Source organism: Massilia varians, from assembly GCF_027923905.1.
Lineage (GTDB): Bacteria > Pseudomonadota > Gammaproteobacteria > Burkholderiales > Burkholderiaceae_D > Telluria > Telluria varians_B.
Genome location: NZ_AP026966.1, coordinates 2,208,282 through 2,229,491 on the forward strand (window position 1 = coordinate 2,208,282; position 21,210 = coordinate 2,229,491).

The window sequence follows — 21,210 nt, forward strand, 5'->3', positions numbered from 1 at the left end:
TTCATCAACCCCGCATCTTCGAGTACAGGCCGGCCGGGCGCCACAGCAGGATCGCGATCATCAGGATGATGTTCGAGACCAGGGCCACTTTGGGCGCCAGGAAGCCGGCATAGTTGGTGACCAGCGCCATCAGGAGGGCGCCGATGAAGCAGCCGCCGACCGAACCGAGGCCGCCGATGATGATGACGATGAAGATCAGGACCATCATCTCGCCGCCCATCGCGGCCGTCAGCGTTTCCTTGTACAGGCCCCACAGCACGCCGCCCATGCCGGCCAGCGCCGAGCCGGCCGCAAACACGATGACGAACAGGCGCTTGATGCGGTAGCCGAGCGCTTCGACCATCTCGCCGTTCTCGACGCCGGCGCGGATCAGGAGGCCGATCTTGCTGCGGTTCAGGGTCAGGAACATGCCCACAAACACCAGCAGGCCGATCACCACCGCCACCAGGCGGTACTTCTCGATCGCCGCGTCGCCCAGGAAGATGGCGCCGCGCAGCGCGGTCGGCAGCGGCAGGGCGATGGTCTCGGCGCCCCAGATCACGTGGATCATCTGCTCGGCCACGATCATGCCGCCCATGGTGATCAGGATCTGCTTCAGGTGCTGGCCGTAGACCGGCATGATGATCACGCGCTCGAATGCCCAGCCGAGCAGGGCGGTGACCAGCATCGCCACCGTGATGGCCAGCGCCAGTACGCCGAGGTTGATCAGGAGCGAGTCCATCTCGAGCCAGCCCTGCATCGGCAGCAGCACCATGGTGGCCGCGAAGGCGCCGACCGACACGAAGGCGCCGTGGCCGAAATTCAGCACGCTCATCAGGCCGAATACGAGGGTCAGGCCGCTCGCCATGATGAAGATCATCATGCCCATCGCCAGGCCGGCGACGGTGAGGGTGACCCAGGTGGGGAAGCTGCCGACCAGGGGCAGCATGGCCAGCATCAGGACCGGCACCAGCAGCAGCGGCGCGATGTCGCGCGGCGTCTTCGGCAAGGGCGTGTTGTTCTGCAGCGGCGTGTCCTTGCCGGCAATAGGGAGGGTTGCGTTCATGGTTATTCCTATTGATGTGAATCGAGCGAGAGGCCGAGCAGGCGCTGCTGCAGTTCGTCGTCGCCGGCAAGCGCCGCCATCGAACCGGCGTGCACGACGCGGCCGTCGTCCATCACGCTGACCGTGTCGCCCAGCGAACGGACGAAGTTGAAGTTCTGCTCGACCAATAGGATGCTGGTGCTGGTGTCCTTCAGCTCGCGGAAGGCGGCCATCAGGCTCTGGACGATGCTTGGTGCCAGCCCCTTGGTCGGCTCGTCGACCAGCAGGAGCTTGCGCGGCTCGACGATCGCGCGGGCGATCGCCACCATCTGCTTCTGGCCGCCCGAGAGGTTGCCCGCCGGGTAGTTCCAGAATTTCTTCAGGGCCGGGAAAAAGCCGCAGATCCAGTCCACGCGCGCCGCGTCGAGCGGGCCGTTGCGGGCGGCCAGGTACAGGTTCTCGCGCACCGTCAGGTCGGAGAACACGGCCATGCTCTCCGGCACGTAGGCCACGCCCAGGCGGGAGATGTCGGGCGTGGCCATCTTCGTGATGTCGTGGCCGTCGAAGGTGATCGCGCCGGCGCTGGCCTTCCACAGGCCCATGATGGTGCGCAGGGTGGTGGTCTTGCCGGCGCCGTTGCGGCCCAGCAGGATCGACAGGCCGCCGCGCGGGACCACCAGGTCGACGCCTTGCAGGATATGGTACTGGCCGATGTGGGTGTGCACGCCCTTCAGGACGAGCAGCGGCTCGTTGGACGTATTACGCATGTGCTGCGCTGTTTTCAGGTTCGGGTGTTCCAAGATAGGCTTCCTGTACGATCTTCGATTGCATCACCTCGGCCGGTCTGCCGTCCGCCACCAGCGTGCCGTTGTGCAGCACGATGATGCGGTCGGCCAGGGCGCGCACCACATCCATCTTGTGCTCGACCAGCAGCACGGTCTTGTTGCGCTCCTGCTTGACCGCATGGATCAGGTCGAGCACCACCGGCACCTCGTCCACGCTCATGCCGGCGGTGGGCTCGTCGAACATCATGATGCTCGGTTCCAGCGCCAGCAGGATCGCGACTTCCAGCTTGCGCTGGTCGCCGTGCGAGAGCGTTGCCACCCAGGCGTCGCGGCGCCCGATCAGGGCCACGCGCTCCAGGTAGTGTTCGGCGCGCGCAATCAGTTCCTTGTGGCTCGACCAGATCGAGAGGAAGTTCAGCCCCAGGCCGGCGCGGCTCTGCACCGCCAGGCGCACGTTCTCCATTACCGTCAGGTTGGGGAACAGGTTGGTGAGCTGGAAGGCCCGGCCTACGCCCAGGCGGGTGCGCCTGGCGGCACCGGCGCGGGTGATGTCCTGACCATTGACGAACACACTGCCCGAGGTGGCGGGCAGCTGGCCCGACATCAGGTTGAAGTAGGTGGTCTTGCCGGCGCCGTTGGGGCCGACGATCACAGTCAGGGTGCCGGGATGGAAGTCCGCCGTCACCGCGTTCACCGCGACGTGGCCGCCGAAGCGGATCGTCAGGTCGCGGGTCGACAGGGACGGCTGCGTCTTCGCTTGCATTGGCTCCGTCATGTCAGCGCTTGTTCCGCACCGGCAGCGGCAGTTCGGACGCCGGGATCTCGCGCACCAGTTCCAGCAGGTCCCACTCGTTCTTCTGGTCCTTTTTGATGCGGAAGTGGTACATCGGCTGGATCGCCTGGTGGTCTTCCTTGCGGAAGCTCATCCGGCCCTTGGGCGTCTCGAAGGACAGGCCTTCCATGGCCGCCACCATCTCGTCGCCGTTCTTCGCATTGGGCGCCTTGGACAGCGCCGCAAAAACGGCGCCGGCCGCGGCCATCCCCCCGGCGGTGAACATATCGGGCGGCATCTTGTAGCGCTTGGTATGTTCCGCCACCAGCCAGTCGTTCATCTTGTTCTTCGGGAAGCCGTAGTAGTAATTGATGGTGCCTTCGGTGCCGGCGAAATTCTTCCAGGTCTTCATCACGGGCAGGATGTTGCCGCCCGGGGCCAGCACGATGCCGAAGCGTTCCGGCTTCATGTCGGCGATCTTGTTCAGCGGGTTCGGGCCCGCCCACACGATCTGCAGCACGCGCGGCTGCGGTTTGTCCTTGAGCTTGTCGAACAGGCGCTGGGCCGGCGCGGTGAAGTCGGTGGCGGTGGCCGGCGCGTACTCCTCGTGCACCACCACGCCCTTGCTGCCGGTGGTCTTGAGCGCCTCTTTGGCCGCTTCGATGGCGTCGCGTCCGAACGCGTAGTCCTGCGCCAGGAAACCGACGCTGCCGCTCTTGAAGGTGCTGGCGGCGGCCAGCGCGTCCTGCATCGAGCTGCGCGCGGTCCGGAAGATGTACTTGTTCCACTTTTCCTGGGTGATCGCGTCGGCCACGGCCGGCTCCACGATCAGCACTTTCTTGTATTCCTTCGCGACCGGCAGCATGGCGATGGCCGAGCCCGACGAGGTGGTGCCGACCGCGAGGTCGACCTTGTCGTCGCCGTAGGCTTCGGCCAGCAGGGTGCGCCCCAGCGAGGGGTTGGACTGGTCGTCCTTGACGATGACCTTGATTCTCCGGCCGTTGATCTGCATGGTGCCGCCGGTGAGGTATTCGAGGCCCATCATGAAGCCGGTCTCGGTTTCCTTGGCGTAGGCTTCGAGGGGGCCGGTCTTGCCGGCGATGAGGGCGATCTTCAGGTCCTTGCCCTGGGCGTGCACGCCGGGGGCGGCGCTCGCGGCGAACGCCGCCACGATGGCGATGCTCAGGGGTTTGATCAGGTGGTGCATGTCGGTCTCCTTGTGATTCTTACGGTAGCTTGGCCAGGAAGGCGCGGATCGCCTCCAGCGCTTCCGGCTCAGTGAGCATGGGCGCATGGCCGACGTTCGGCACTTCCGCGTAGTGCAGTTCCGGGGCCGCCTTGCGCATCCAGTCGGCCTGTTCCTGCTCGACCAGGTCGGACAGCGCGCCGCGCACCAGGAGGGTAGGGCGGCGCCGCGCCAGCCGGCGGAAGGCCATGCGTGCGGCCAGCGAGGTCGGACGCAGTTTACCCGTCTGTATCGCACTCGCGATATTCGGATCGTAACGCAGCGCCAGCTGTCCGTCATCCTTCTGTTCGAAGGCGCGGCGCGCCCACTTGCCCCATTCCTCGCTTGAATTGGCCGGGAAGGCGCAGGCGTTGATGTCGCGCAGGTAGTCGGCGGCGGCGTCCCAGGATGCGAAGGTATTGCAGCGGCCGGCGTAGCCGGCAATGCGCCGCAGGCCGCGCACCGACAGCACCGGGCCGACGTCGTTGAGGATGGCGGCGGCGATCAGGTCGAGGCGGCGCGCCGCCACCGTCATGGTGATCAGGCCGCCCATCGAGGTGCCGACGAAGATGGCGCGCGACAGGCCCAGTTCGGCCGCCAGCTTGACGATGTCGCCGGCGTAGACTGCCGGGTTGTAGTTGTCGGGATTTGGATCGTGCGCCGAATGGCCTCGGCCACGCACGTCGACCGCGATCACGCGCCGCCCCATGGCGGACAGCAGTGGCGCGAGTTCGTCGAAGTCGGCGGAATTGCGTGTCAGGCCGTGGATGCAGATCACCGGCAGCAGCGCGCTTACGCCGGCATCCGGGCTGGTCGCCGGATAATCGCGCGCGTACAGCGCCAGCCCGTCGCTGCTGGTGTAGCTGATTGGTGTGTAGTTAGACACGCTGGCTTGTATCCTGTGAGTCGTTCGGGTCGTGGTCAGCATTTCGCCGGGCGGCAAGCCTTCCGGCCGGCGCCGGGAGGCGCCAGCCTGGAGATTGCAGCCCTTCGGGAAGCGCTTAGAAGCGGTACTCGAGCGTTGCCGAGACCTGGCGTGGGTTGCCGTAGAACGCGGTCAGGGTGCCTTCGTTGCCCAGGGTCGGGAACAGGTAGCCGCCGGTCTTGTAGTGCTTGTCGCTCAGGTTCTTGCCGTGCAGGCCGACGCGGACCTTGCCATCAAGGCGGGTCCAGACGATGCTCGCGTCATACAGCTTGTACGATTCCTGGTCCAGCAGCGATGCGGTCTCGAACTGGGCGGTGGCGCCCTTGTACGAGGCGCTGCCGATCAGCGACAGCTTGCCGCCATAGCCTGCGACCGGCATCGGGATGTCGTAGTTGAAGCGCAGGTTGGCCGAGTTCTTCGGGGTGTTCTGGAAGGTGCGCTGGCTTGCCACGTTGACGCCGGCCGCGATGTATTCCTTGTACTCGGCGTCGATGTAGCTGTACATGCCGGCGATCATGAAGTTCGGGGTCAGGTTGGCCACGGCTTCCAGTTCGGCGCCCTTGATCTTGGCCTTGCCGGCGTTGGTGGTCACGCCGGCGAAGCTGTCGTCCTTGCCGTCGCCGTCGGTGTCGATCGCCACCGAACCCGGGATCTGCACGTCCTGGTAGTCGCTGTAGAACACCGCCGCGTTGGTGGTGATGCGGCCGCCGTTGAAGGCCGACTTCAGGCCCAGTTCGTAGGTCTCGATGGTCTCCGGCTCGTAGCCGCGCTTGGCCACCGCCAGCGGCAGCTTGGTGCCGACCATGTTCAGGCGCGGTTCGAAGCCGCCGCCCTTGAAGCCTTCCGAGTAGGAGGCGTAGACGTTGTGATCCTGGTTCAGCTTGTAGTTGACGGCCACGCGCGGGGTGAATTTCTTGTCCTCGCGCTTCAGGATGCCGCCGCGCAGGTCGGTGTCGGTGCGGAACAGGATGGCGCCGACGTTGCCCAGGGCCGGCGTGCCCTTGTTGCCCAGGTAGATCTGGCGCAGCACTTCGGCTTCGCGCTTGTCGACCGTGTAGCGGCCGCCCAGCGAGACGCTGAAGGCGTCGGTGACGTTGTAGCTGCCGTCGGCGTAGATCGCCCAGGCCTTGGTGTCGATGTCGCCCATCGTGTAGGTCGAGGTCGGGACCGCGCCGCCCAGGATGGTGTCGAAGTGGTTGAAGGCGTTGGCGTCGATGTAATAGACGCCGGCCACGCCCTGCAGGCGGTCGCCGTTGTAGGTGAGGTTGAATTCCTGGCTGAACTGCTTGTTGGTGTACAGGGCCGGGACTTCCATGTCGACCACCGCCAGCGAGTCGAAATCGATCGGCGCGTAGGACTTGTCCTTGCGCGAGGCCGTGATCGATTTCACGGTCCACTCGTTGTTGATGGTGTATTCGACGGTGGCCGAAACGCCGTGCGCCTTGACTTCCTGGTCGTGGCCCAGCGCCTTCATCAGGTTGGCGCGGGTGTCGTAGACGTTCGACAGGATCGGGGCGCCGCTGGTGCGGCCGACGATCAGGCGGTGGCCGTTCTTCGGGCTGGAGTCGTCCTGGGTGACGTCGCCGGCGATGCGGATGAACAGGTCCTGGTTGGGGGTGAACTCGGCCGACAGGCGGGCCGCCGTCACATCCTTGTCGTAATTCTCGCCGCCGGTGGTCAGGTTCTTGCCGAAGCCGTCGCGCTTGAAGCGGGCGAAGGTGCCGCCGATGCGCGCGGTTTCCGAGATCGGGGTGCTGGCGGTGGCGACGAGTTCCTTCTGGCCGTACTGGCCGATGGTGGCGCGCAGGCGCGCATCGGTTTGCGGCGCCAGCCTGCGGGTGACGTACTTGACGGCGCCGCCGATGGTGTTGCGGCCGTACAGCGTGCCCTGCGGGCCGCGCAGCACTTCGATGCGCTCGACGTCGTAGATATCGGCCACGGCCGCCTGCGGCCTGGCCAGGTAGATGTCGTCGATGTAGATGCCGACGCCCGATTCGAAGCCGGCCAGCGGATCGGCCTGGCCGACGCCGCGGATGAAGGCGGTCAGGGTCGAGTTGGTGGCGCGCGAGGCCTTCAGGGTGGTGTTCGGCAGGGCGGTTGCGAGGGCGGTGATGTCCGGCGTGGCGACCTTGGAGAGCTGGTCGGCGCTGAAGGCCGTGACCGAGACCGGCACGTCCTGCAGGGTTTCTTCGCGGCGGCGGGCGGTCACGACGACCTTGTTGACGCCGCCTTCTTCGGCACTCGCCACCGGCGGGGCCGTGGTGGCTTCCTGGGCAATGGCGACGTTGCCGCCGGACAGGACCAGCAGGGCCACGGCGGACTGGATTGCGGGGTTCAGCAGCTTCAGTTTGTTCTTGGTCAGACGCATCGATGTCTCCTCATTTTTTGATAGCGGCATGCGTTCAGGTTTTCGCATGGTCAGCAGTGTGCCTTGCTCCGGTTTGGTTAGATAGTCAACAATCGCCAACCCCTTTGTGCAAAAATGCACAGCCCGCTGCACCGGGCGGGTGCGCGGGTTGAAGAGGGAGGAGGGGAGGCGTGCACCGTTTGTGCGCTGCCGCATGGCAAAAGCGCCAAATGATTGCAGGGGGAATGTGCACTAGTGCACAATATGCTTATTGATATCGAACAACTCGCCCGATGAATACGCTGCCTGAATGGACCGACCTGCGTTTCTTCCTGGAGCTGGCGCGCGCCGGCACCTTGTCGGGCGCCTCGCGCCGGCTGGAAGTGGAACACACGACCGTGGCGCGCCGCATCGACCGGCTCGAGGCCCAGCTCGGTTCGACCCTGTTCGACCGCTCGCGCGAAGGCTACGAGCTGACCGAGGTCGGGCGCGCACTGCTGCCCCATGCCGAGGCGATGGAAGGCGCGGCGCTGGCGGCGGCCGAACAGATCGGCGGGGCCGAGGTGGCGGCGCACGGCGTGGTGCGGCTCGGCGTGCCCGAGGTGTTTGGGGTGCGGGTGGTGGCGCCGCTGCTGGCCAGGCTCCTGGCCCAGCATCCCGACCTGTCGATCGACCTGCTGGCGCTGCCCAGCTTCGCCAACCTGGCCAACCGCGAGGCCGACCTCGGCGTCACGATGGATGCCCCCACCACCGGCCGCTACATGGTGACGCGGCTGGCTTCCTTCCACTTCTACCTGTATGCCTCGCCGGGCTACCTGGCCCGGCATCCGACTATCCGCACCCAGGCCGACCTGGCCGGCCACGACTTCGTCGATTACGTGCAGGACCGGCTGGCCAGCCGCGAACTGTCCTACCTGAACGAGCTGGGTTTCACGCCGCGGCGGCGCATGTGCTGCTCGGGCATGACGGCGCAGCTGGAAGCCGCGTCGCTCGGCATGGGCCTGATGATGGCGCCGCCCTATGCGGTGCCCGACAACGGCCGCCTGGTGCGGGTGCTGCCGGATTTTCACGCCGAGCGCGCATTCTGGCTGGCGGCGCCGACCGACCTGTACCGGCTGCGGCGCGTGAAGGTGGTGTGGAACCTGCTGCGCGAATGCGCGGAGAACCATCCGGACCTGTTCGTGGCGGGTGACTGAGAGGATGAACGACATGATCCGGCATTTCCAGCCGCAGGACCGCGACGCCGTCAATGCTCTGGCGTGCGCCGCCTTCGCCCAGTACCGGCACGCCTACCAGGACTGGCCCACGTTCAACGAGCGCCTTGCGCGCATGGCCGACCTGGCAGGCCAGGCCGACCTGATGGTGGCCGAGTCGGCGGGGCAGGTGCTCGGGGCGGTCGTGCACGTCGGCCCGCGCCAGCCGCGCAGTGCGGTCTTTCCCGAGGACTGGTCGGTGATCCGGATGCTGGTGGTCGCGCCCGCCCATCGTGGCCGGGGCGTCGGGCAGCAGCTGATCGCGGCCTGCCTGCGCTGCGCCCTGCGTGACCGGTCCCCTGCGGTCGGCCTGCATACCAGTCCCATCATGACGACGGCGCTGCGCCTGTACCTGCACCTGGGCTTCACGCGCGACCGCGCGCTCGACCCGATCCACGGCGTGCCCTACGCCCGCCATGTGCTGCCGGCGGCGGGCGTGCAGGCAGCGCTCGGCCGGCTCGCCGGCCCGGCCCGGGGCTAGACGCCGCCCGCTCCATGCAGGAAGCCGCGCACGAAGCTCTCGACGCCGGCGCCGAACCAGAGGCACAGCGCAGCGCCGAGCAGCAGGTTGCGGTTGCTCTTGCGGTAGCCGAGGACGAGGAGGACCAGGCCGGTGAATTCAAGGAGGTAAGCAAGGACTTCGGTCATGTCGGTGCCGCGGCAGCTTGTTGAAAGGACGCGATTGTAGCGGCGCGCAGTCGGCCGAAGATGCACACATTTCCACACTATCCGGATCTGCTCGTTGCGGATGACGCGGCCAGGTGACAGGCGTGCGTCAGGCAGTGAGTCCGTTGCGCTCGAGCGTGCGAGCGAGATCGGCGTGAAAGGCCGAGAAGTCCAGCGCCTTTTCGACGAAACCGCAGGCCCCGAGCATGCGGGTGCGCACCTGGTCCGAACCGCTGCGCGAACTCGACAGGACGATAATGGGAATGTCGGACAGGAAGGGTTTGGAGGAGAGTTCTTTCAGCACTTCGAAGCCATCCACCTTGGGCAAGGCCAGGTCCAGCAGGATGACGTCGAAGTCGCGGGTTTGGTCCAGTGTTTTCAAGGCTTGTTCGCCATCGGATACCACCGTTACCTGATAGTCGCTGTCGCAACGCTGCAGCGCGCGCTGGGTCAGCTCCGCATCCAGCGGCAGGTCATCTACGATCAGAACTTTCATCAACGGAGTGTACCCGAATTGCGCGACTGTGTCGAAAGTTCACATTTTCGCCTGTCCGCCCCGTCCGCCTTAGCGTCCCGACCGGAACGGATTGCGCTCGTTCAGTTCGTCCATGTAGTCGTCGATCCCGCCTCGTTCCCGCTCCAGGAAGCGCTCGACCGCGTCCGCGAACGAAGGGTGGGCCAGCCAGTGCGCCGACCAGGTGCGGATGGGCAGGAAGCCGCGCGCCATCTTGTGCTCGCCCTGGGCGCCGCCCTCGAAGGTCCCGATGCCTTGTTCGATGCAGAACTCGAGGGGCTGGTAATAGGCCGCCTCGAAGTGCAGGCAGGGCACGTGTTCCAGTTCGCCCCAGTAGCGCCCGAACAGCGTGCTCTCGCTGTGGATGACCAGCGAGGCTGCGATGTCGCGCCCGGCGCGCGAGGCGATGACGAGCAGGATGTTGCCGGGCATGCTGCTGCCCAAGCGCCGGAAGAAGTCCAGGTTCAGGTAGGGCGTCGAGTAGTGCGCCTTGTAGGTGTGGCGGTAGCAGCGGTTGAACAGCACCCAGTCGGCGTCGGTCGCGTCGACCCCGCGCACGCGCCGCAGGCTGACGCCCGCTTCGCGCACTTTTCTCCGCTCGGCGCGGATGTTCTTGCGCTTTTTCTGTTCGAGGGTGGCCAGGAAGTCTTCGAAAGTGTCATATCCCCCGTTCAGCCAGTGGAACTGCACCCCGCTGCGCAGCATGAAGCCGGCCTGCTGCAACTGGCGCGCCTGCGCTTCGGGCGGGAACAGCACGTGGGTCGAGGAGACTTCGCTCGCGCCCTGCGTCGCCACCAGCACCTCGACCAGCGCGGCCCGGGTGGCATCGCTGACCGCCAGCAGGCGCGGACCCGCCACCGGCGTGAACGGGATCGCCGAGAGCAGCTTCGGATAGTACGCGACCCCGTGCCGGTGATAGGCGTCGGCCCAGGCCCAGTCGAACACGTACTCGCCGTAGGAGTGACCCTTGACGTACAGGGGCAGGGCGGCTGCCAGCCGTTCGCCCTCGTACAGGACGATGTATTGCGGCTGCCAGCCGGTCTCGGGCGACGCGCTGCCCGATTCGTGCAGCGCGTGCAGGAAGGCATGAGACAGGAAGGGGTTCGGATTTTCCTGTGCCGCGACCAGCGCGTCCCACTGCTGTGCGTCAAGCTCGGACAAGGAGGAAACGATATGCGTGCGATAATTCAAAATGACATCCCTAACGAATTGATGAGCGACGACTTCGCGAAAGTCTCACCAATGAACAACCGATTCTTCAATCTCTACACCCACCACTTTGCACGGGTCGCGGTGGCCATCCCGCGCTGCCGCATCGCCGACCCGGCCTTCAACGTCGGACAGACCCTGACGCTGGCCCGCCAGGCCGCCGACGAAGGCGCCGTGCTGGTGGCCTTTCCCGAGCTGGGGATCTCGAGCTACAGCTGCGACGACCTGTTCCACCAGCGCGCGCTGCTCGACGCTTGCCTCGCGGGCCTGGCGACGATCATCGAGGCCTCGAAGGCGCTGCCGCTGGCGCTGGTCGTCGGCCTGCCCCTGAAGGTCAACCACCAGCTCTTCAATTGCGCCGCCGTGGTCGCGAATGGCCGGGTGCTGGGCGTGGTGCCCAAGAGTTTCCTGCCTAATTATGGCGAGTTTTACGAATCCAGGCAGTTCAGTGCGGCCGATTGCGCGGCGGTCGAGCAAATCGACCTGTTCGGCGCGCAGGTGCCGTTCGGCCCGAACCTGCTGTTCGAGATCGAGAACCTGCCCTTGTTCCGGTTCCATGTCGAGATCTGCGAAGACGTCTGGGTGCCGATTCCGCCGTCCTCGTTCGCGGCGATGGCCGGCGCCACGGTGCTGGTCAACCTCTCGGCCTCGAACGTCGTGGTGGGCAAGAGCGGCTACCGCCACCAGCTGGTGAGCCAGCAGTCGGCGCGCTGCCTGGCGGCCTACCTCTACACCTCGGCCGGTTTCGGCGAGTCGAGCAACGACATGGCCTGGGACGGTCAGTCGCTCATCTACGAGAAGGGCGAGCTGCTGGCCGAATCGGAACGCTTCAGCCAGGACTCGCACCTGATCTGCGCCGACGTCGACCTCGACCGCCTGTCGAACGAGCGCATGCACGCGACCACCTTCGCGCAGTCGGTGCGCCGCCACGCGGACGAGGTGTCCAAGTTCCGCCTCGTGCAGTTCAGGATCGCATTGCCGCTCGAGCGCGACCTGCCCCTGGGCCGCGCCGTCGAGCGCTTCCCCTACGTGCCTGCCGACCAGGCGCGCCGGGACGAGCGCTGCACCGAGGTCTACAACATCCAGGTGCAGGCCTTGATCCAGCGCCTGTCGAGCACCGGTATCAAGAAGGTCGTCATCGGCGTGTCGGGCGGCCTCGACTCGACCCATGCGCTGCTGGTCTGCGCCAAGGCCATGGACCGCCTTGGCCTGCCGCGCACCAACATCCTGGCCTATACGATGCCGGGCTTCGCCACCAGCGAGCGCACGCTCAAGCAGGCCAACGCGCTGATGGCGGCGGTCGGCTGCAGCGCCCAGCTGATCGACATCCGCCCGAGCTGCATCCAGATGCTCAAGGACCTCGGCCACCCCTACGTGGAGGGCAAGGCGGAGTACGACATCACGTTCGAGAACGTGCAGGCGGGCGAGCGCACCAACCACCTGTTCCGCCTGGCGAATTTCCACAACGGGATCGTGATCGGCACCGGCGACCTGTCCGAACTGGCGCTGGGCTGGTGCACCTATGGCGTGGGCGACCACATGTCGCACTACAACGTCAATGCGAGTGTGCCGAAGACCCTGATCTCCTACCTGGTGCGCTGGGTGGCCGAGACCGGTGCGGTGGTCGAGAACGGCGCGCAGGTGCTGCTCGATATCCTCGACACCGAAATCAGCCCGGAACTGGTGCCGGGCGGAGACAAGGACGGCAAGCCGGCCCAGAAAACCGAGGACAGCATTGGCCCCTACGAGCTGCAGGACTTCAACCTGTACTACACGATCCGCTACGGCTTCAAGCCGAGCAAGGTGGCGTACCTGGCCTGGAGCGCCTGGCACGACCGCGAGCAGGGCCGGTGGCCGAACGCGGCCACCGTGCGCAACCAGTACGAGCTCGGTGCGATCAAGAAGAACCTGGGCATCTTCCTGTGGCGCTTCTTCAAGACCAGCCAGTTCAAGCGCACCTGCGTGCCCAACGGACCCAAGGTCGGCAACGGCGGCTCGCTGTCCCCGCGCGGCGACTGGCGCGCGCCCTCGGACGCCGAGGCAACCGTGTGGATGGACGACCTCGAGAACATTCCCGACTAAACCCTGTTTTTTAGAGAGACAAGAACATGAAACAGATTACCTGCGTGATCAAGCCGTTCAAGCTGGACGAGGTGCGCGAAGCGCTGGCCGAAGTGAACGTCACCGGCCTGACCGTGACCGAAGTGAAGGGCTTCGGCCGCCAGAAGGGCCACACCGAGCTGTATCGCGGCGCCGAGTACGTGGTGGACTTCCTGCCGAAAGTGAAGATCGAGGTGGTGGTGGACGACGGCATGGCCGACGGCGTGGTCGACGCCATCATCAAGGCGGCGCGCACCGGCAAGATCGGCGACGGCAAGATCTTTGTCCAGAACGTCGAGCAGGTGATCCGTATCCGCACCGGCGAGACCGGGCCCGACGCCGTCTGAGGCATGCTCCAGGTTCGCTGCCGTTGTAGGTCTATTCTTGCTTGACGAGAAGCCGCGCGCCCAATCGGGTCGCGCTGGAACTGAGCTATTATGCATAAAAATTGTCTAAGTGGCATGTTTTGTGTTGTAACTCGCTCTACCGACCAACAACAGAGAGAACGACATGAGCGACCTGGAAAAAATCCATACCGGCATCCCCGAGCTCGACATGGTCTTGCGCGGCGGCTTGCCGAAACAGCGTATTCACCTGGTCGAGGGCCGTCCCGGCACCGGCAAGACCACGATTGGCCTGCGCTTCCTGATCGACGGCGCGGAAAAGGGCGAGAAGTGCCTGTACATCTCGCTGTCCGAGACGGTCGAGGAACTGCGCGCCACCGCGACCAGCCATGGCTGGTCGCTGGACGGCATCGTGCTGCGCGAAGTGGTGCCGGCGGAAGCCCAGCTCGGGCGCCAGCAAAGCGTGCTGTTCCCGTCCGAGGTCGAACTGGGCCAGACCATCTCGGCGATCACCGAGGCGGTGCTGGAAACGGCGCCGAGCCGGGTGGTGATCGATTCGATGTCGGAACTGCGCATGGTCGCCGACGACCCGATGCGCTACCGGCGCCAGATCGTCGCCCTGAAGCGCTTCCTGCTGGGGCAGAACTGCACCACGCTCTTGATGGACGACCTGACCGACGAACCGCGCCAGTACGACCTGCAAGGCACGGTGCACGGCGTGATCACGCTGGAGCAGCGCGAACGCGAATTCGGCGCGGCGCGCCGGCGCCTGCGGGTGGTCAAGATGCGCGGCGCCGAGTTCCAGAGCGGCTGGCACGATTTCGCCATCACCGAGCGCGAGGTGTACGTGTTTCCCAGCCTGATCGCGGACGAGCACAAGGGCGAGCGCACCCGCGATACGATCACCAGCGAGATCCCGGCCCTGGACGCGATGCTGGGCGGCGGCCTGATGCGCGGCACCTCGGTGATGATCCTCGGGCCCACCGGGGTCGGCAAGTCCTCGCTGGCCCTGCAGTACGCCAACGTGGCGGCCGACCGCAACGAGCACGTCGCCTACTTCGCCTTCGATGAGTCCCGGGAAACCCTGATCGACCGGGCCAACGGCCTGTCGATGCGCGCCGCCGATGCGATCGGCAACGGCACCATTTACTGGGAGCGCATCAATCCTTCGCGCATCTCGCCGGGAGAATTCATCTGGAAGGTGCGGCGCCAGGTCGAGGACCACGGCGCGGCCGTGGTCGTGATCGACAGCCTGAATTCCTATCTCGAGACCATGCACGAGGAAAAGGCGCTTATGCTGCAGATGCACGAGCTGCTCAGCTACCTGTCGCACCAGGGCGTGCTGTCGATCCTGATCGTGGGCCAGAGCGGCCTGCTCGACAACGTGGGCGACCCGCTTGACATCGCCTTCATCAGCGACACCGTGATCCTGATGCGCTATTTCGAGGCCGAAGGCGAAGTGCGCAAGGCGATCTCGATCGTCAAGAAGCGTCCCGGGCGCCATGAAAGCAGCATCCGCGAGTTTTCCCTCACCAGCGCCGGTGTCGCGGTCGGCCCGCAGCTGGGCGCGCTGGAGGGCGTGCTGACCGGCGTGCCGCGCAGCGCGCCGGACGAGTCGGCCCCGCCGCCGGTGCAGCATGACTGACCCGCGCCAGCCCGGCGCCAGCGTGGTCGCCGCCATCTGCGCGCCCTTCGGCTACGACGAACAGGCGCTGGCCGGCCTGCTGGCGGAGTGGGGCGCGCAGGCGCGGCCCTGTGCCGACGGCGCGCAGCTGGCCGCCGCGGTGGCCGACCCCGGCGTCTGGCTGCTGCTGCTGACCGACGACGCCCTGGAGACGCATGCCACGCCGCTGGCCGCGGCGCTGCAGGCCCAGCCCGCATGGTCGGACATGCCGCTGATCGTGCTCAGCGCACAGGCGGGCAGCGGCGGCTCGCACCTGCAATGGAACTTCCTGCGCCAGTTCGCGAATATCACGGTGCTGGGGCGGCCGGGTTCCGCCAACGTCCTGCGCAGCGCCTTCGACGCCGCCTGCCGGGCGCGCGCCTGGCAGTACACGGTGCGCGACCAGATGCAGACCCTGTCGGGCGCGGCCACGCTGCTGGAGCAGCGGGTGCTGGAACGCACCGCCGAACTGGTCGCCGAAACCGAAACCCGCAAGCGCGTCGAGAGCGCCCTGAACGAGGCGCGCAAGCTGGAAGCGATCGGGCGGCTCACCGGCGGCGTGGCCCATGACTTCAACAACCTGCTGCAGGTGATCCAGGGCTCGACCACCCTGCTGCCGCTGGTCGAGCCGGGCGGCGAACGCTGGCAGCGCGCCCTGCATGCGATCCAGCGCGCGGCCTCGCGTGGCGCCAAGCTGACCCACCAGCTGCTTGCCTTCGGACGGCGCCAGGCATTGAGCGGGGGCGCGCTCGACATCGCGCGCCAGCTCGACGAGATGCAGGACCTGCTGCAGCAGTCGCTGCGCGAACGGATCGCGCTGCGACTGGAGGTCGAACCGGGCCTGTGGCTGGCCGATGCCGACCTGACGCAGCTCGAGGTGGCGCTGCTCAACCTGGCCGTCAACGCCAAGGACGCGATGCCGGACGGCGGCGCGGTGACCATCCAGGCCCGCAATCTCGGCCTGCCGTCGCCGGACTTGCCGCAACTGGAGTTGAGCGGCGAGTTCGTCTGGCTCACCGTGCTCGATACCGGCGCCGGCATGGCGCCCGAGGTGGCGCGCCAGGCCTTCGATCCCTTCTTCACCACCAAGCCGGTCGGCGCCGGCACCGGCCTGGGCTTGAGCCAGGTGTACGGCTTCGCCAAGCAGTCGGGCGGCACCGCCTGGATCGACAGCTCGCCGCAAGGGACGAAGGTGTCGATCCTGCTGCCGCGCAGCACGGCGCACAGGGTCGAGGACAAGGACGAGCCGGACAGCACGGCGCCGCTGGTGTCGGGCGCGCGCGTGCTGTACGTCGAGGACGACGACGAAGTGGCCGACACCACCATGGAGCTTCTCGAGAACCTGGGCTGCGAGGTCAAGCTGGCGCGCGACGCCGCGCAGGCGCTGCAGCATCCGCTGGGCGGCTTCGACCTGCTGTTCTCGGACGTGGTCATGCCGGGCGCGATGGACGGCATCGGCCTGGCGCGCCAGGTGCGCGCGCTCTATCCGGAGATGCCGATCCTGCTGGCGAGCGGCTATGTGCTGGCCCCCGAGCGCCTGCAGGGCCTGCATATCACCGTCCTGGCCAAGCCGTACACGCAGGAGGAGCTGCGCAAGGCACTGGCGCGGCTGCTGTCCGCGCGCGGGGAGCGGGGCGGCTAGCGCCCCATCCGCAAATCGAACTTCCAGGTAAGCAGGCGCAGCCCGCTGATGAACAGGGCGCTCGACCACAGCGCGAAGTCGGGCTCCACGCCGTACTTGCCCATCATGAGATACAGCCAGTTGCCGAGGAAGGCGCAGATCGCATAGGGCTTGCCGTCGCGGAACACCATCGGCACCTCGTTGCAGACGATGTCGCGCAGCACGCCGCCGAAGATCCCGGTGATCACCCCCATCATCGAGGCGATGAACAGCGGCATGCCGGCCGCCAGCGCGGCGGACACGCCGGCCACGGAGAACAGGCCCAGGCCCACCGCGTCGGCGATCACGATCAGGCGTTCCGAGACGATGTGGCGCAGGGTGCGGATCACGGGGGAGGCGACCAGCGCCAGCACGAAGATCAGGATCGCGTATTCCTGGTGGATGACCCAGAACAGGGGACGGCGGTCGAGCAGGATGTCGCGCAGGGTGCCGCCGCCGAAGGCGGTGATGAAGGCCACCGTGAAGACGCCCACCAGGTCCATGCGCTTGCGGCGCGCTTCGATGAAGCCGGAGAAGGCGCCGACCAGGATCGCCATGATTTCGATGAACTTGATGAGGGTCATGCGGTAATGAAGAGCGGACAGTGTTGCTAGACTACCATGCCGCTCTACATTTTCGGTAGGGTGGTCGGCTCCGCCGACCGCGCGTTCAGCTCCGGCAAGCACGGCCACAGCGCGTCCGGGAGTTGGACGCGCGCACGGCGAAGCCGTGCACCCTACAGCAGAGGCAAACGCACCGAGAAAATGACCTCGTTTCCATCGTGGCGGTAGGCGATCTCGCCATGGTGCTCGCGTACAATCTGCTGCGCGATGTACAGCCCCAGGCCCATGCCGGTGCGGTTGCGCGGGTTGTTCAGCGAGGCGCGCTTGAAAGGGTTGAACAGCGTCGCCACCAGTTCCGGCGCGATCGGGGCGCCCGCATTGCTGACGTCGACCACCGCCTCCTTGCCCTCCACCCGCACGCAGACGCGTACCGGCTTGCCCACCTCGCCATGGTGGCGCGCATTGCTGAGCAGGTTGGACAGCACTTGCGCCATCCGCCCGCTGTCGGCATTCACCATCGCCTGCTCGTCGCAGGTCAGCTGGTAGGGGATGGTCGGGTAGGCCAGGCGCGCCTCGTCGATCAGGTCTTCCACCAGGGCGGTCAGGTCGACCGGTTCGAGCGCCACGCCCAGGCCCAGGCCGCCGTCGATCCGGCTCATGTCGAGCACCTGCGTGATCATGCGCTGCATGCGGCTGGTGGAAGACTGGATGCGCTTGCCCAGGGTCGGCTGGCTGTTGCCCTTCTCGAGCACCATGCCGGCCATGTTGATCGAATGGAGCGGGTCGCGCAGGTCGTGGCCGAGCATGGCCAGCAACTGGGCGCGCGTGGCTTCGGTCTGGGCGCGGCGCGAGGTCATCACGCGCACCAGCTCGGCCAGGGTCAGGCGCGCATTGGCCAGGATGGTCGCTTCCCAGGGATGCGCGTGGCCGCGCACGGTTTCAAACCAGGCGTCAAAAGAGCCGCGCGGGGTCAGGCGCTCGCCCAGCGGGCCGAAGGTCGTGGTCTTTTCGGGGCGGCCGCCCCAGGCGACCTGTTCGATCTGTTCGACCCGCAGCAGCAGATTCCAGCCGTTGGCGGCCGGGTCGAAGGGCAGGGCCAGCAAACCGACCCACTTGCCGAGCCGCCCGCGGATCGCTTCCGGCCAGTCGTCCAGCTTCTCGCGCACCACCACCTCGTGCGCGCCCTCGGGCAGCGAGGCGATGATCGCCTCGGCCAGCTCTTGAGGCAGGTCGCCCCGGACCTGCACCTTGTGATAGTAGCTGGTGACCTGGGCCTGGGCCTGGTTCGCGTCCAGAACGGCGTTGGAGAAGCGGCCGAAGGTCTCGAGCGGATCGTCTTCCAGCAGCAGGTCTTCGACCAGCTCCGTGCGGGTCGAGGCGGAGCGCTCGATCATCTCGCTTTCCAGGCGCGACTCGATGCTGTGGATGGTCGATGCCATCACCTGGGCCAGCACGTCGCAGGCCATGCGGATCGAGTAGGGCACGAGTTTGCGCGCCATGTGGTGGCAGGCGATCAGTCCCCACAGCCGGCCGTTGATGACGATCGACACGCTCATCGACGCGCCGACGCCCATGTTCTTCAGGTACTCGATGTGGATCGGCGAGACGCTGCGCAGCACGGCATGGCTCATGTCGAGCGGCAGCGCATCCGGCGTGCCCAGCAGCGGCACCATGGTGTCGTCGACATCGATGATCGAACGCAGCGTGTTCAGCACATACAGGCGGCGCGCCTGGGCCGGGATGTCCGAGGCCGGGTAGCGCTGGCCGAGGTAGGGCACGATATCCCCGCGCCGGGCTTCGGCCACCACGTCGCCGCTGTCGTCCGGGCGGAAACGGTAGGCCATCACGCGGTCGAAGCCGGTGAACGCGCGGATCTGGTCCACCGCGATCGACAGCAGGCCTTCGATGCTCTTCTGGCGGCGCAGGCGGTCGATCGAGGCATGCGCCTTCACCGCGAACAGCGCCACTTCGTCGGTGCTGGCCTCGCGCTGCTCGAATTCGGCGATCACCCGGCCGAAGGCGGCGTGCACGACGCAGTCGAAATCGGCATCGCCGATCCAGACCGGAACCATGGACGGCGTGACTTCCGGTTCGCCCGGTCCGAGGTAATCGACCAGCAGTTCGAGCGCCGCCGCCGGCAGGTCGAGTGCGGCATAGGGCGCGCCGAGTTCGGGTGCGAGGCCGAGCATGGCCGGGGCGTTGGCGCTCCAGCCTTCCAGCGTACCGTCGATGGTGAAAAAGAGGAGGGCGCCATGGGGCTGGATCGAGCCGGGGAGGTGGATCGGCTCGTCGGCGCAGTTCAGCAGGTCGACCTGACGGCCGTGCTCCATGGGAATCACGGTAGTACCCTTCAATTCGCCACCATTCCCTTCTCGTCAATTCCGGCAAAATGCCGGTCGAGCGAATTTTACATCTAATACATATCAGGACACATATTATTGTTGTGTCATGTCGCACTCTGTGCGGCGGCTCACTCGAGCAGGGCGGGGCGCAGCAGGACGATCAGGGCACCGTGGCCGCCGTCTTTCTTTCCTGCAACGCAAAAGGCGACGACGTCGCTTTTTTGCACCAGCCAGCTGTGCACGATCCCGCGCAGGACCGGCTGGCCTTGCGGGGAACCGTAGCCGATGCCGTGGACGATGCGCACGCAGCGCACGCCGCGCCGGTTGGCGCGGTGGAGAAAGTCGGTGAGGGCGTCGCGCGCCCCGTCGCGGTTCAGGCCATGCAGGTCGAGTTCGTCCTGCACGGGCCAGTGGCGCTTGCGCAGCTTCTTGACCACGTCCGGCCCCACGCCCGGCTGGGCGTAGCTCAGCGACGGGTCCTCGTCGAGCAGGCCGTCGACGTCGAACTCGTCGGACAGCGACTCGCGCAGCACCGCGGCGATTTCCTCCTCCTCGGTGAGCGGGGTACGGTCGCGGAAAGCGCGGTCGGAGGCCACGTACACCGGACGGTAGACGTAGCGGTCCGATTCGGGAATCTTGGTGACGCCCTGCATCGCGCCGCGGAACTCCACGGCGCGTTCGCGCGCGATCCGCTCGCGCTTCTCGCGCTCGGCCCGTTCGATGGCGCGCAGGCGCTCGTCTTCCTTGAGCTTGTCGCGCAAGCCCTTCAACTCGGAAAAGTCCTTCATGCCGCCATCGTACCGTGAGTCTTTATTTCGGGTCGTCTTCCAGCGCTTCCAGGTAGCGCTGCGCGTCGAGCGCGGCCATGCAGCCGGTGCCCGAGCTGGTGATTGCCTGGCGGTACACGTGGTCCTGCACGTCGCCGGCGGCGAACACGCCCGGCACGTTGGTGGCGGTGGCCATGCCTTCCAGGCCCGAGCGGGTCTTGATGTAGCCGTTCTGCATGTCCAGCTGGCCTTCGAAGATGCCGGTGTTCGGCTTGTGGCCGATCGCCACGAACAGGCCGTGCACGGCGATGTCCTTGGCCGTGCCGGTCTCGGTGGACTTGATGCGCAGGCCGGTCACGCCGCTGTTGTCGCCCAGCACCTCATCCAGGGTGTGGTTCAGCTCGAGCACGATCTTGCCTTCCTGGACCTTGTGCATCAGGCGGTCGACCAGGATCGGCTCGGCGCGGAACTTGTCGCGGCGGTGGATCAGGGTGACCTTGGAGGCGATGCCGGCCAGGTACAGGGCTTCCTCGACCGCGGTGTTGCCGCCGCCGATCACCGCGACTTCCTGGTTGCGGTAGAAGAAACCGTCGCAGGTGGCGCAAGCCGACACGCCCTTGCCCATGAAGGCCTGTTCCGACGGCAGGCCGAGGTACTGGGCCGAGGCGCCGGTGGCGATGATCAGGGCGTCGCAGGTGTATTCGTTGCTGTCGCCGAGCAGGCGGATCGGCTTCTCGTTCAGGAAGGTCGTGTGGATGTGGTCGAACACGATCTCGGTGTTGAAGCGTTCCGCATGCTGCAGCAGGCGCTGCATCAGCTCCGGTCCCTGCACGCCCAGCGGGTCGCCCGGCCAGTTCTCGACGTCGGTCGTGGTCATCAGCTGGCCGCCCTGTTCGACGCCGGTGACCAGCATCGGGCTCAGGTTGGCGCGCGCGGCGTACACCGCTGCGCTGTAGCCGGCAGGACCGGAACCGAGAATCAGGACTTTGGCGTGTTTGGAAGTAGTCATGGGAGGCTTCAATAAGAGATGAACAAGCGGAAACTGGGGGCG

At 66.5% G+C, this 21,210-nt stretch carries 19 protein-coding genes; 6 read left to right on the forward strand and 13 right to left on the reverse strand.

All coding sequences use genetic code 11. The features are described 5' to 3' along the window. Window positions 1–4: 4 nt before the first annotated feature. The 6 genes from MasN3_RS10100 to MasN3_RS10125 form a co-directional block, all read right to left on the reverse strand. The gene (locus tag MasN3_RS10100; protein WP_281913889.1) at window positions 5–1,045 is read right to left on the reverse strand and encodes a branched-chain amino acid ABC transporter permease; all 1,041 of its coding nucleotides are present in this window, start codon (window positions 1,043–1,045) and stop codon (window positions 5–7) included. 8 nt (window positions 1,046–1,053) lie between these two features. Further along, window positions 1,054–1,791 (reverse strand): ABC transporter ATP-binding protein, encoded by a 738-nt coding sequence (locus tag MasN3_RS10105; RefSeq protein WP_281913891.1) that lies wholly within the window; start codon window positions 1,789–1,791, stop codon window positions 1,054–1,056. After that, the gene (locus tag MasN3_RS10110; RefSeq protein WP_281913892.1) at window positions 1,784–2,572 is read right to left on the reverse strand and encodes an ABC transporter ATP-binding protein; all 789 of its coding nucleotides are present in this window, start codon (window positions 2,570–2,572) and stop codon (window positions 1,784–1,786) included. Before MasN3_RS10110 ends, MasN3_RS10105 begins: the two co-directional genes overlap by 8 nt. A 13-nt stretch (window positions 2,573–2,585) precedes the next feature. Next, the gene (locus MasN3_RS10115; protein WP_281913893.1) at window positions 2,586–3,788 is read right to left on the reverse strand and encodes a substrate-binding domain-containing protein; all 1,203 of its coding nucleotides are present in this window, start codon (window positions 3,786–3,788) and stop codon (window positions 2,586–2,588) included. A gap of 19 nt (window positions 3,789–3,807) precedes the next feature. After that, window positions 3,808–4,692 carry an alpha/beta fold hydrolase gene (locus MasN3_RS10120; protein ID WP_281913894.1) on the reverse strand — a complete coding sequence of 295 codons (885 nt, stop codon included), beginning with the start codon at window positions 4,690–4,692 and terminating at the stop codon, window positions 3,808–3,810. A gap of 115 nt (window positions 4,693–4,807) precedes the next feature. Further along, window positions 4,808–7,099, reverse strand: a complete 2,292-nt coding sequence (locus tag MasN3_RS10125; RefSeq protein ID WP_281913895.1) for a TonB-dependent receptor — start codon at window positions 7,097–7,099, stop codon at window positions 4,808–4,810. Window positions 7,100–7,371: 272 nt separating this feature from the next. On the opposite strand from MasN3_RS10125, the gene MasN3_RS10130 reads away from it, so the two are divergent. Together MasN3_RS10130 and MasN3_RS10135 are read left to right on the forward strand one after the other, a co-directional pair. Beyond that, window positions 7,372–8,274 carry a LysR family transcriptional regulator gene (locus MasN3_RS10130; RefSeq protein ID WP_281913896.1) on the forward strand — a complete coding sequence of 301 codons (903 nt, stop codon included), beginning with the start codon at window positions 7,372–7,374 and terminating at the stop codon, window positions 8,272–8,274. Further along, window positions 8,267–8,812 (forward strand): GNAT family N-acetyltransferase, encoded by a 546-nt coding sequence (locus MasN3_RS10135; RefSeq protein ID WP_281913897.1) that lies wholly within the window; start codon window positions 8,267–8,269, stop codon window positions 8,810–8,812. Before MasN3_RS10130 ends, MasN3_RS10135 begins: the two co-directional genes overlap by 8 nt. Here MasN3_RS10135 and MasN3_RS10140 read toward each other — a convergent pair. The 3 genes from MasN3_RS10140 to MasN3_RS10150 form a co-directional block, all read right to left on the reverse strand. Further along, complete coding sequence (locus MasN3_RS10140; protein WP_281913898.1) at window positions 8,809–8,979, reverse strand: hypothetical protein; 171 nt, start codon at window positions 8,977–8,979, stop codon at window positions 8,809–8,811. The two genes, MasN3_RS10135 and MasN3_RS10140, sit on opposite strands and share 4 nt — an antisense overlap. A gap of 127 nt (window positions 8,980–9,106) precedes the next feature. Further along, window positions 9,107–9,493, reverse strand: a complete 387-nt coding sequence (locus MasN3_RS10145) for a response regulator (RefSeq protein ID WP_281913899.1) — start codon at window positions 9,491–9,493, stop codon at window positions 9,107–9,109. 69 nt (window positions 9,494–9,562) lie between these two features. Beyond that, the gene (locus MasN3_RS10150; protein ID WP_281913901.1) at window positions 9,563–10,702 is read right to left on the reverse strand and encodes a GNAT family N-acetyltransferase; all 1,140 of its coding nucleotides are present in this window, start codon (window positions 10,700–10,702) and stop codon (window positions 9,563–9,565) included. Between the two features lie 51 nt (window positions 10,703–10,753). Here MasN3_RS10150 and MasN3_RS10155 point away from each other — a divergent pair, with 51 nt between their 5' ends. The 4 genes from MasN3_RS10155 to MasN3_RS10170 all read left to right on the forward strand — a co-directional run bounded on the left by MasN3_RS10155 (window position 10,754) and on the right by MasN3_RS10170 (window position 16,469). Continuing rightward, window positions 10,754–12,802 (forward strand): NAD(+) synthase, encoded by a 2,049-nt coding sequence (locus MasN3_RS10155; protein ID WP_281913902.1) that lies wholly within the window; start codon window positions 10,754–10,756, stop codon window positions 12,800–12,802. Between the two features lie 26 nt (window positions 12,803–12,828). Further along, window positions 12,829–13,167, forward strand: coding sequence for a P-II family nitrogen regulator (locus MasN3_RS10160; protein ID WP_281913903.1), 339 nt, complete (start codon window positions 12,829–12,831; stop codon window positions 13,165–13,167). A 163-nt stretch (window positions 13,168–13,330) separates the two neighbouring features. After that, the gene (locus MasN3_RS10165; RefSeq protein WP_281913905.1) at window positions 13,331–14,809 is read left to right on the forward strand and encodes an ATPase domain-containing protein; all 1,479 of its coding nucleotides are present in this window, start codon (window positions 13,331–13,333) and stop codon (window positions 14,807–14,809) included. Continuing rightward, on the forward strand, window positions 14,802–16,469 hold the full coding sequence (locus tag MasN3_RS10170) for an ATP-binding protein (protein ID WP_281913907.1): 1,668 nt from the start codon (window positions 14,802–14,804) through the stop codon (window positions 16,467–16,469). Before MasN3_RS10165 ends, MasN3_RS10170 begins: the two co-directional genes overlap by 8 nt. Here the strand turns inward: MasN3_RS10170 and MasN3_RS10175 are convergent. The 4 genes from MasN3_RS10175 to trxB form a co-directional block, all read right to left on the reverse strand. Beyond that, window positions 16,466–17,071, reverse strand: a complete 606-nt coding sequence (locus tag MasN3_RS10175; protein ID WP_281913909.1) for a trimeric intracellular cation channel family protein — start codon at window positions 17,069–17,071, stop codon at window positions 16,466–16,468. The genes MasN3_RS10170 and MasN3_RS10175 overlap by 4 nt on opposite strands. A gap of 152 nt (window positions 17,072–17,223) precedes the next feature. Further along, window positions 17,224–19,404 (reverse strand): ATP-binding protein, encoded by a 2,181-nt coding sequence (locus tag MasN3_RS10180; protein WP_281913910.1) that lies wholly within the window; start codon window positions 19,402–19,404, stop codon window positions 17,224–17,226. Window positions 19,405–19,520: 116 nt separating this feature from the next. Beyond that, window positions 19,521–20,180 (reverse strand): Smr/MutS family protein, encoded by a 660-nt coding sequence (locus MasN3_RS10185; RefSeq protein WP_281913911.1) that lies wholly within the window; start codon window positions 20,178–20,180, stop codon window positions 19,521–19,523. Between the two features lie 22 nt (window positions 20,181–20,202). Continuing rightward, window positions 20,203–21,168 (reverse strand): thioredoxin-disulfide reductase, encoded by a 966-nt coding sequence (trxB, locus tag MasN3_RS10190; RefSeq protein ID WP_281913912.1) that lies wholly within the window; start codon window positions 21,166–21,168, stop codon window positions 20,203–20,205. Between the last annotated feature and the right edge of the window lie 42 nt (window positions 21,169–21,210).

Bases quoted from the DNA above. Each gene is read 5' to 3' on its own strand.
- MasN3_RS10100 (WP_281913889.1), bottom strand. From the start codon at position 1,045: ATGAACGCAACCCTCCCTATTGCCGGCAAGGACACGCCGCTGCAGAAC.
- MasN3_RS10105 (WP_281913891.1), bottom strand. From the start codon at position 1,791: ATGCGTAATACGTCCAACGAGCCGCTGCTCGTCCTGAAGGGCGTGCAC.
- MasN3_RS10110 (WP_281913892.1), bottom strand. From the start codon at position 2,572: ATGCAAGCGAAGACGCAGCCGTCCCTGTCGACCCGCGACCTGACGATC.
- MasN3_RS10115 (WP_281913893.1), bottom strand. From the start codon at position 3,788: ATGCACCACCTGATCAAACCCCTGAGCATCGCCATCGTGGCGGCGTTC.
- MasN3_RS10125 (WP_281913895.1), bottom strand. From the start codon at position 7,099: ATGCGTCTGACCAAGAACAAACTGAAGCTGCTGAACCCCGCAATCCAG.
- MasN3_RS10130 (WP_281913896.1), top strand. From the start codon at position 7,372: ATGAATACGCTGCCTGAATGGACCGACCTGCGTTTCTTCCTGGAGCTG.
- MasN3_RS10140 (WP_281913898.1), bottom strand. From the start codon at position 8,979: ATGACCGAAGTCCTTGCTTACCTCCTTGAATTCACCGGCCTGGTCCTC.
- MasN3_RS10145 (WP_281913899.1), bottom strand. From the start codon at position 9,493: ATGAAAGTTCTGATCGTAGATGACCTGCCGCTGGATGCGGAGCTGACC.
- MasN3_RS10155 (WP_281913902.1), top strand. From the start codon at position 10,754: ATGAACAACCGATTCTTCAATCTCTACACCCACCACTTTGCACGGGTC.
- MasN3_RS10160 (WP_281913903.1), top strand. From the start codon at position 12,829: ATGAAACAGATTACCTGCGTGATCAAGCCGTTCAAGCTGGACGAGGTG.
- MasN3_RS10165 (WP_281913905.1), top strand. From the start codon at position 13,331: ATGAGCGACCTGGAAAAAATCCATACCGGCATCCCCGAGCTCGACATG.
- MasN3_RS10170 (WP_281913907.1), top strand. From the start codon at position 14,802: ATGACTGACCCGCGCCAGCCCGGCGCCAGCGTGGTCGCCGCCATCTGC.
- MasN3_RS10175 (WP_281913909.1), bottom strand. From the start codon at position 17,071: ATGACCCTCATCAAGTTCATCGAAATCATGGCGATCCTGGTCGGCGCC.
- MasN3_RS10185 (WP_281913911.1), bottom strand. From the start codon at position 20,180: ATGAAGGACTTTTCCGAGTTGAAGGGCTTGCGCGACAAGCTCAAGGAA.
- trxB (WP_281913912.1), bottom strand. From the start codon at position 21,168: ATGACTACTTCCAAACACGCCAAAGTCCTGATTCTCGGTTCCGGTCCT.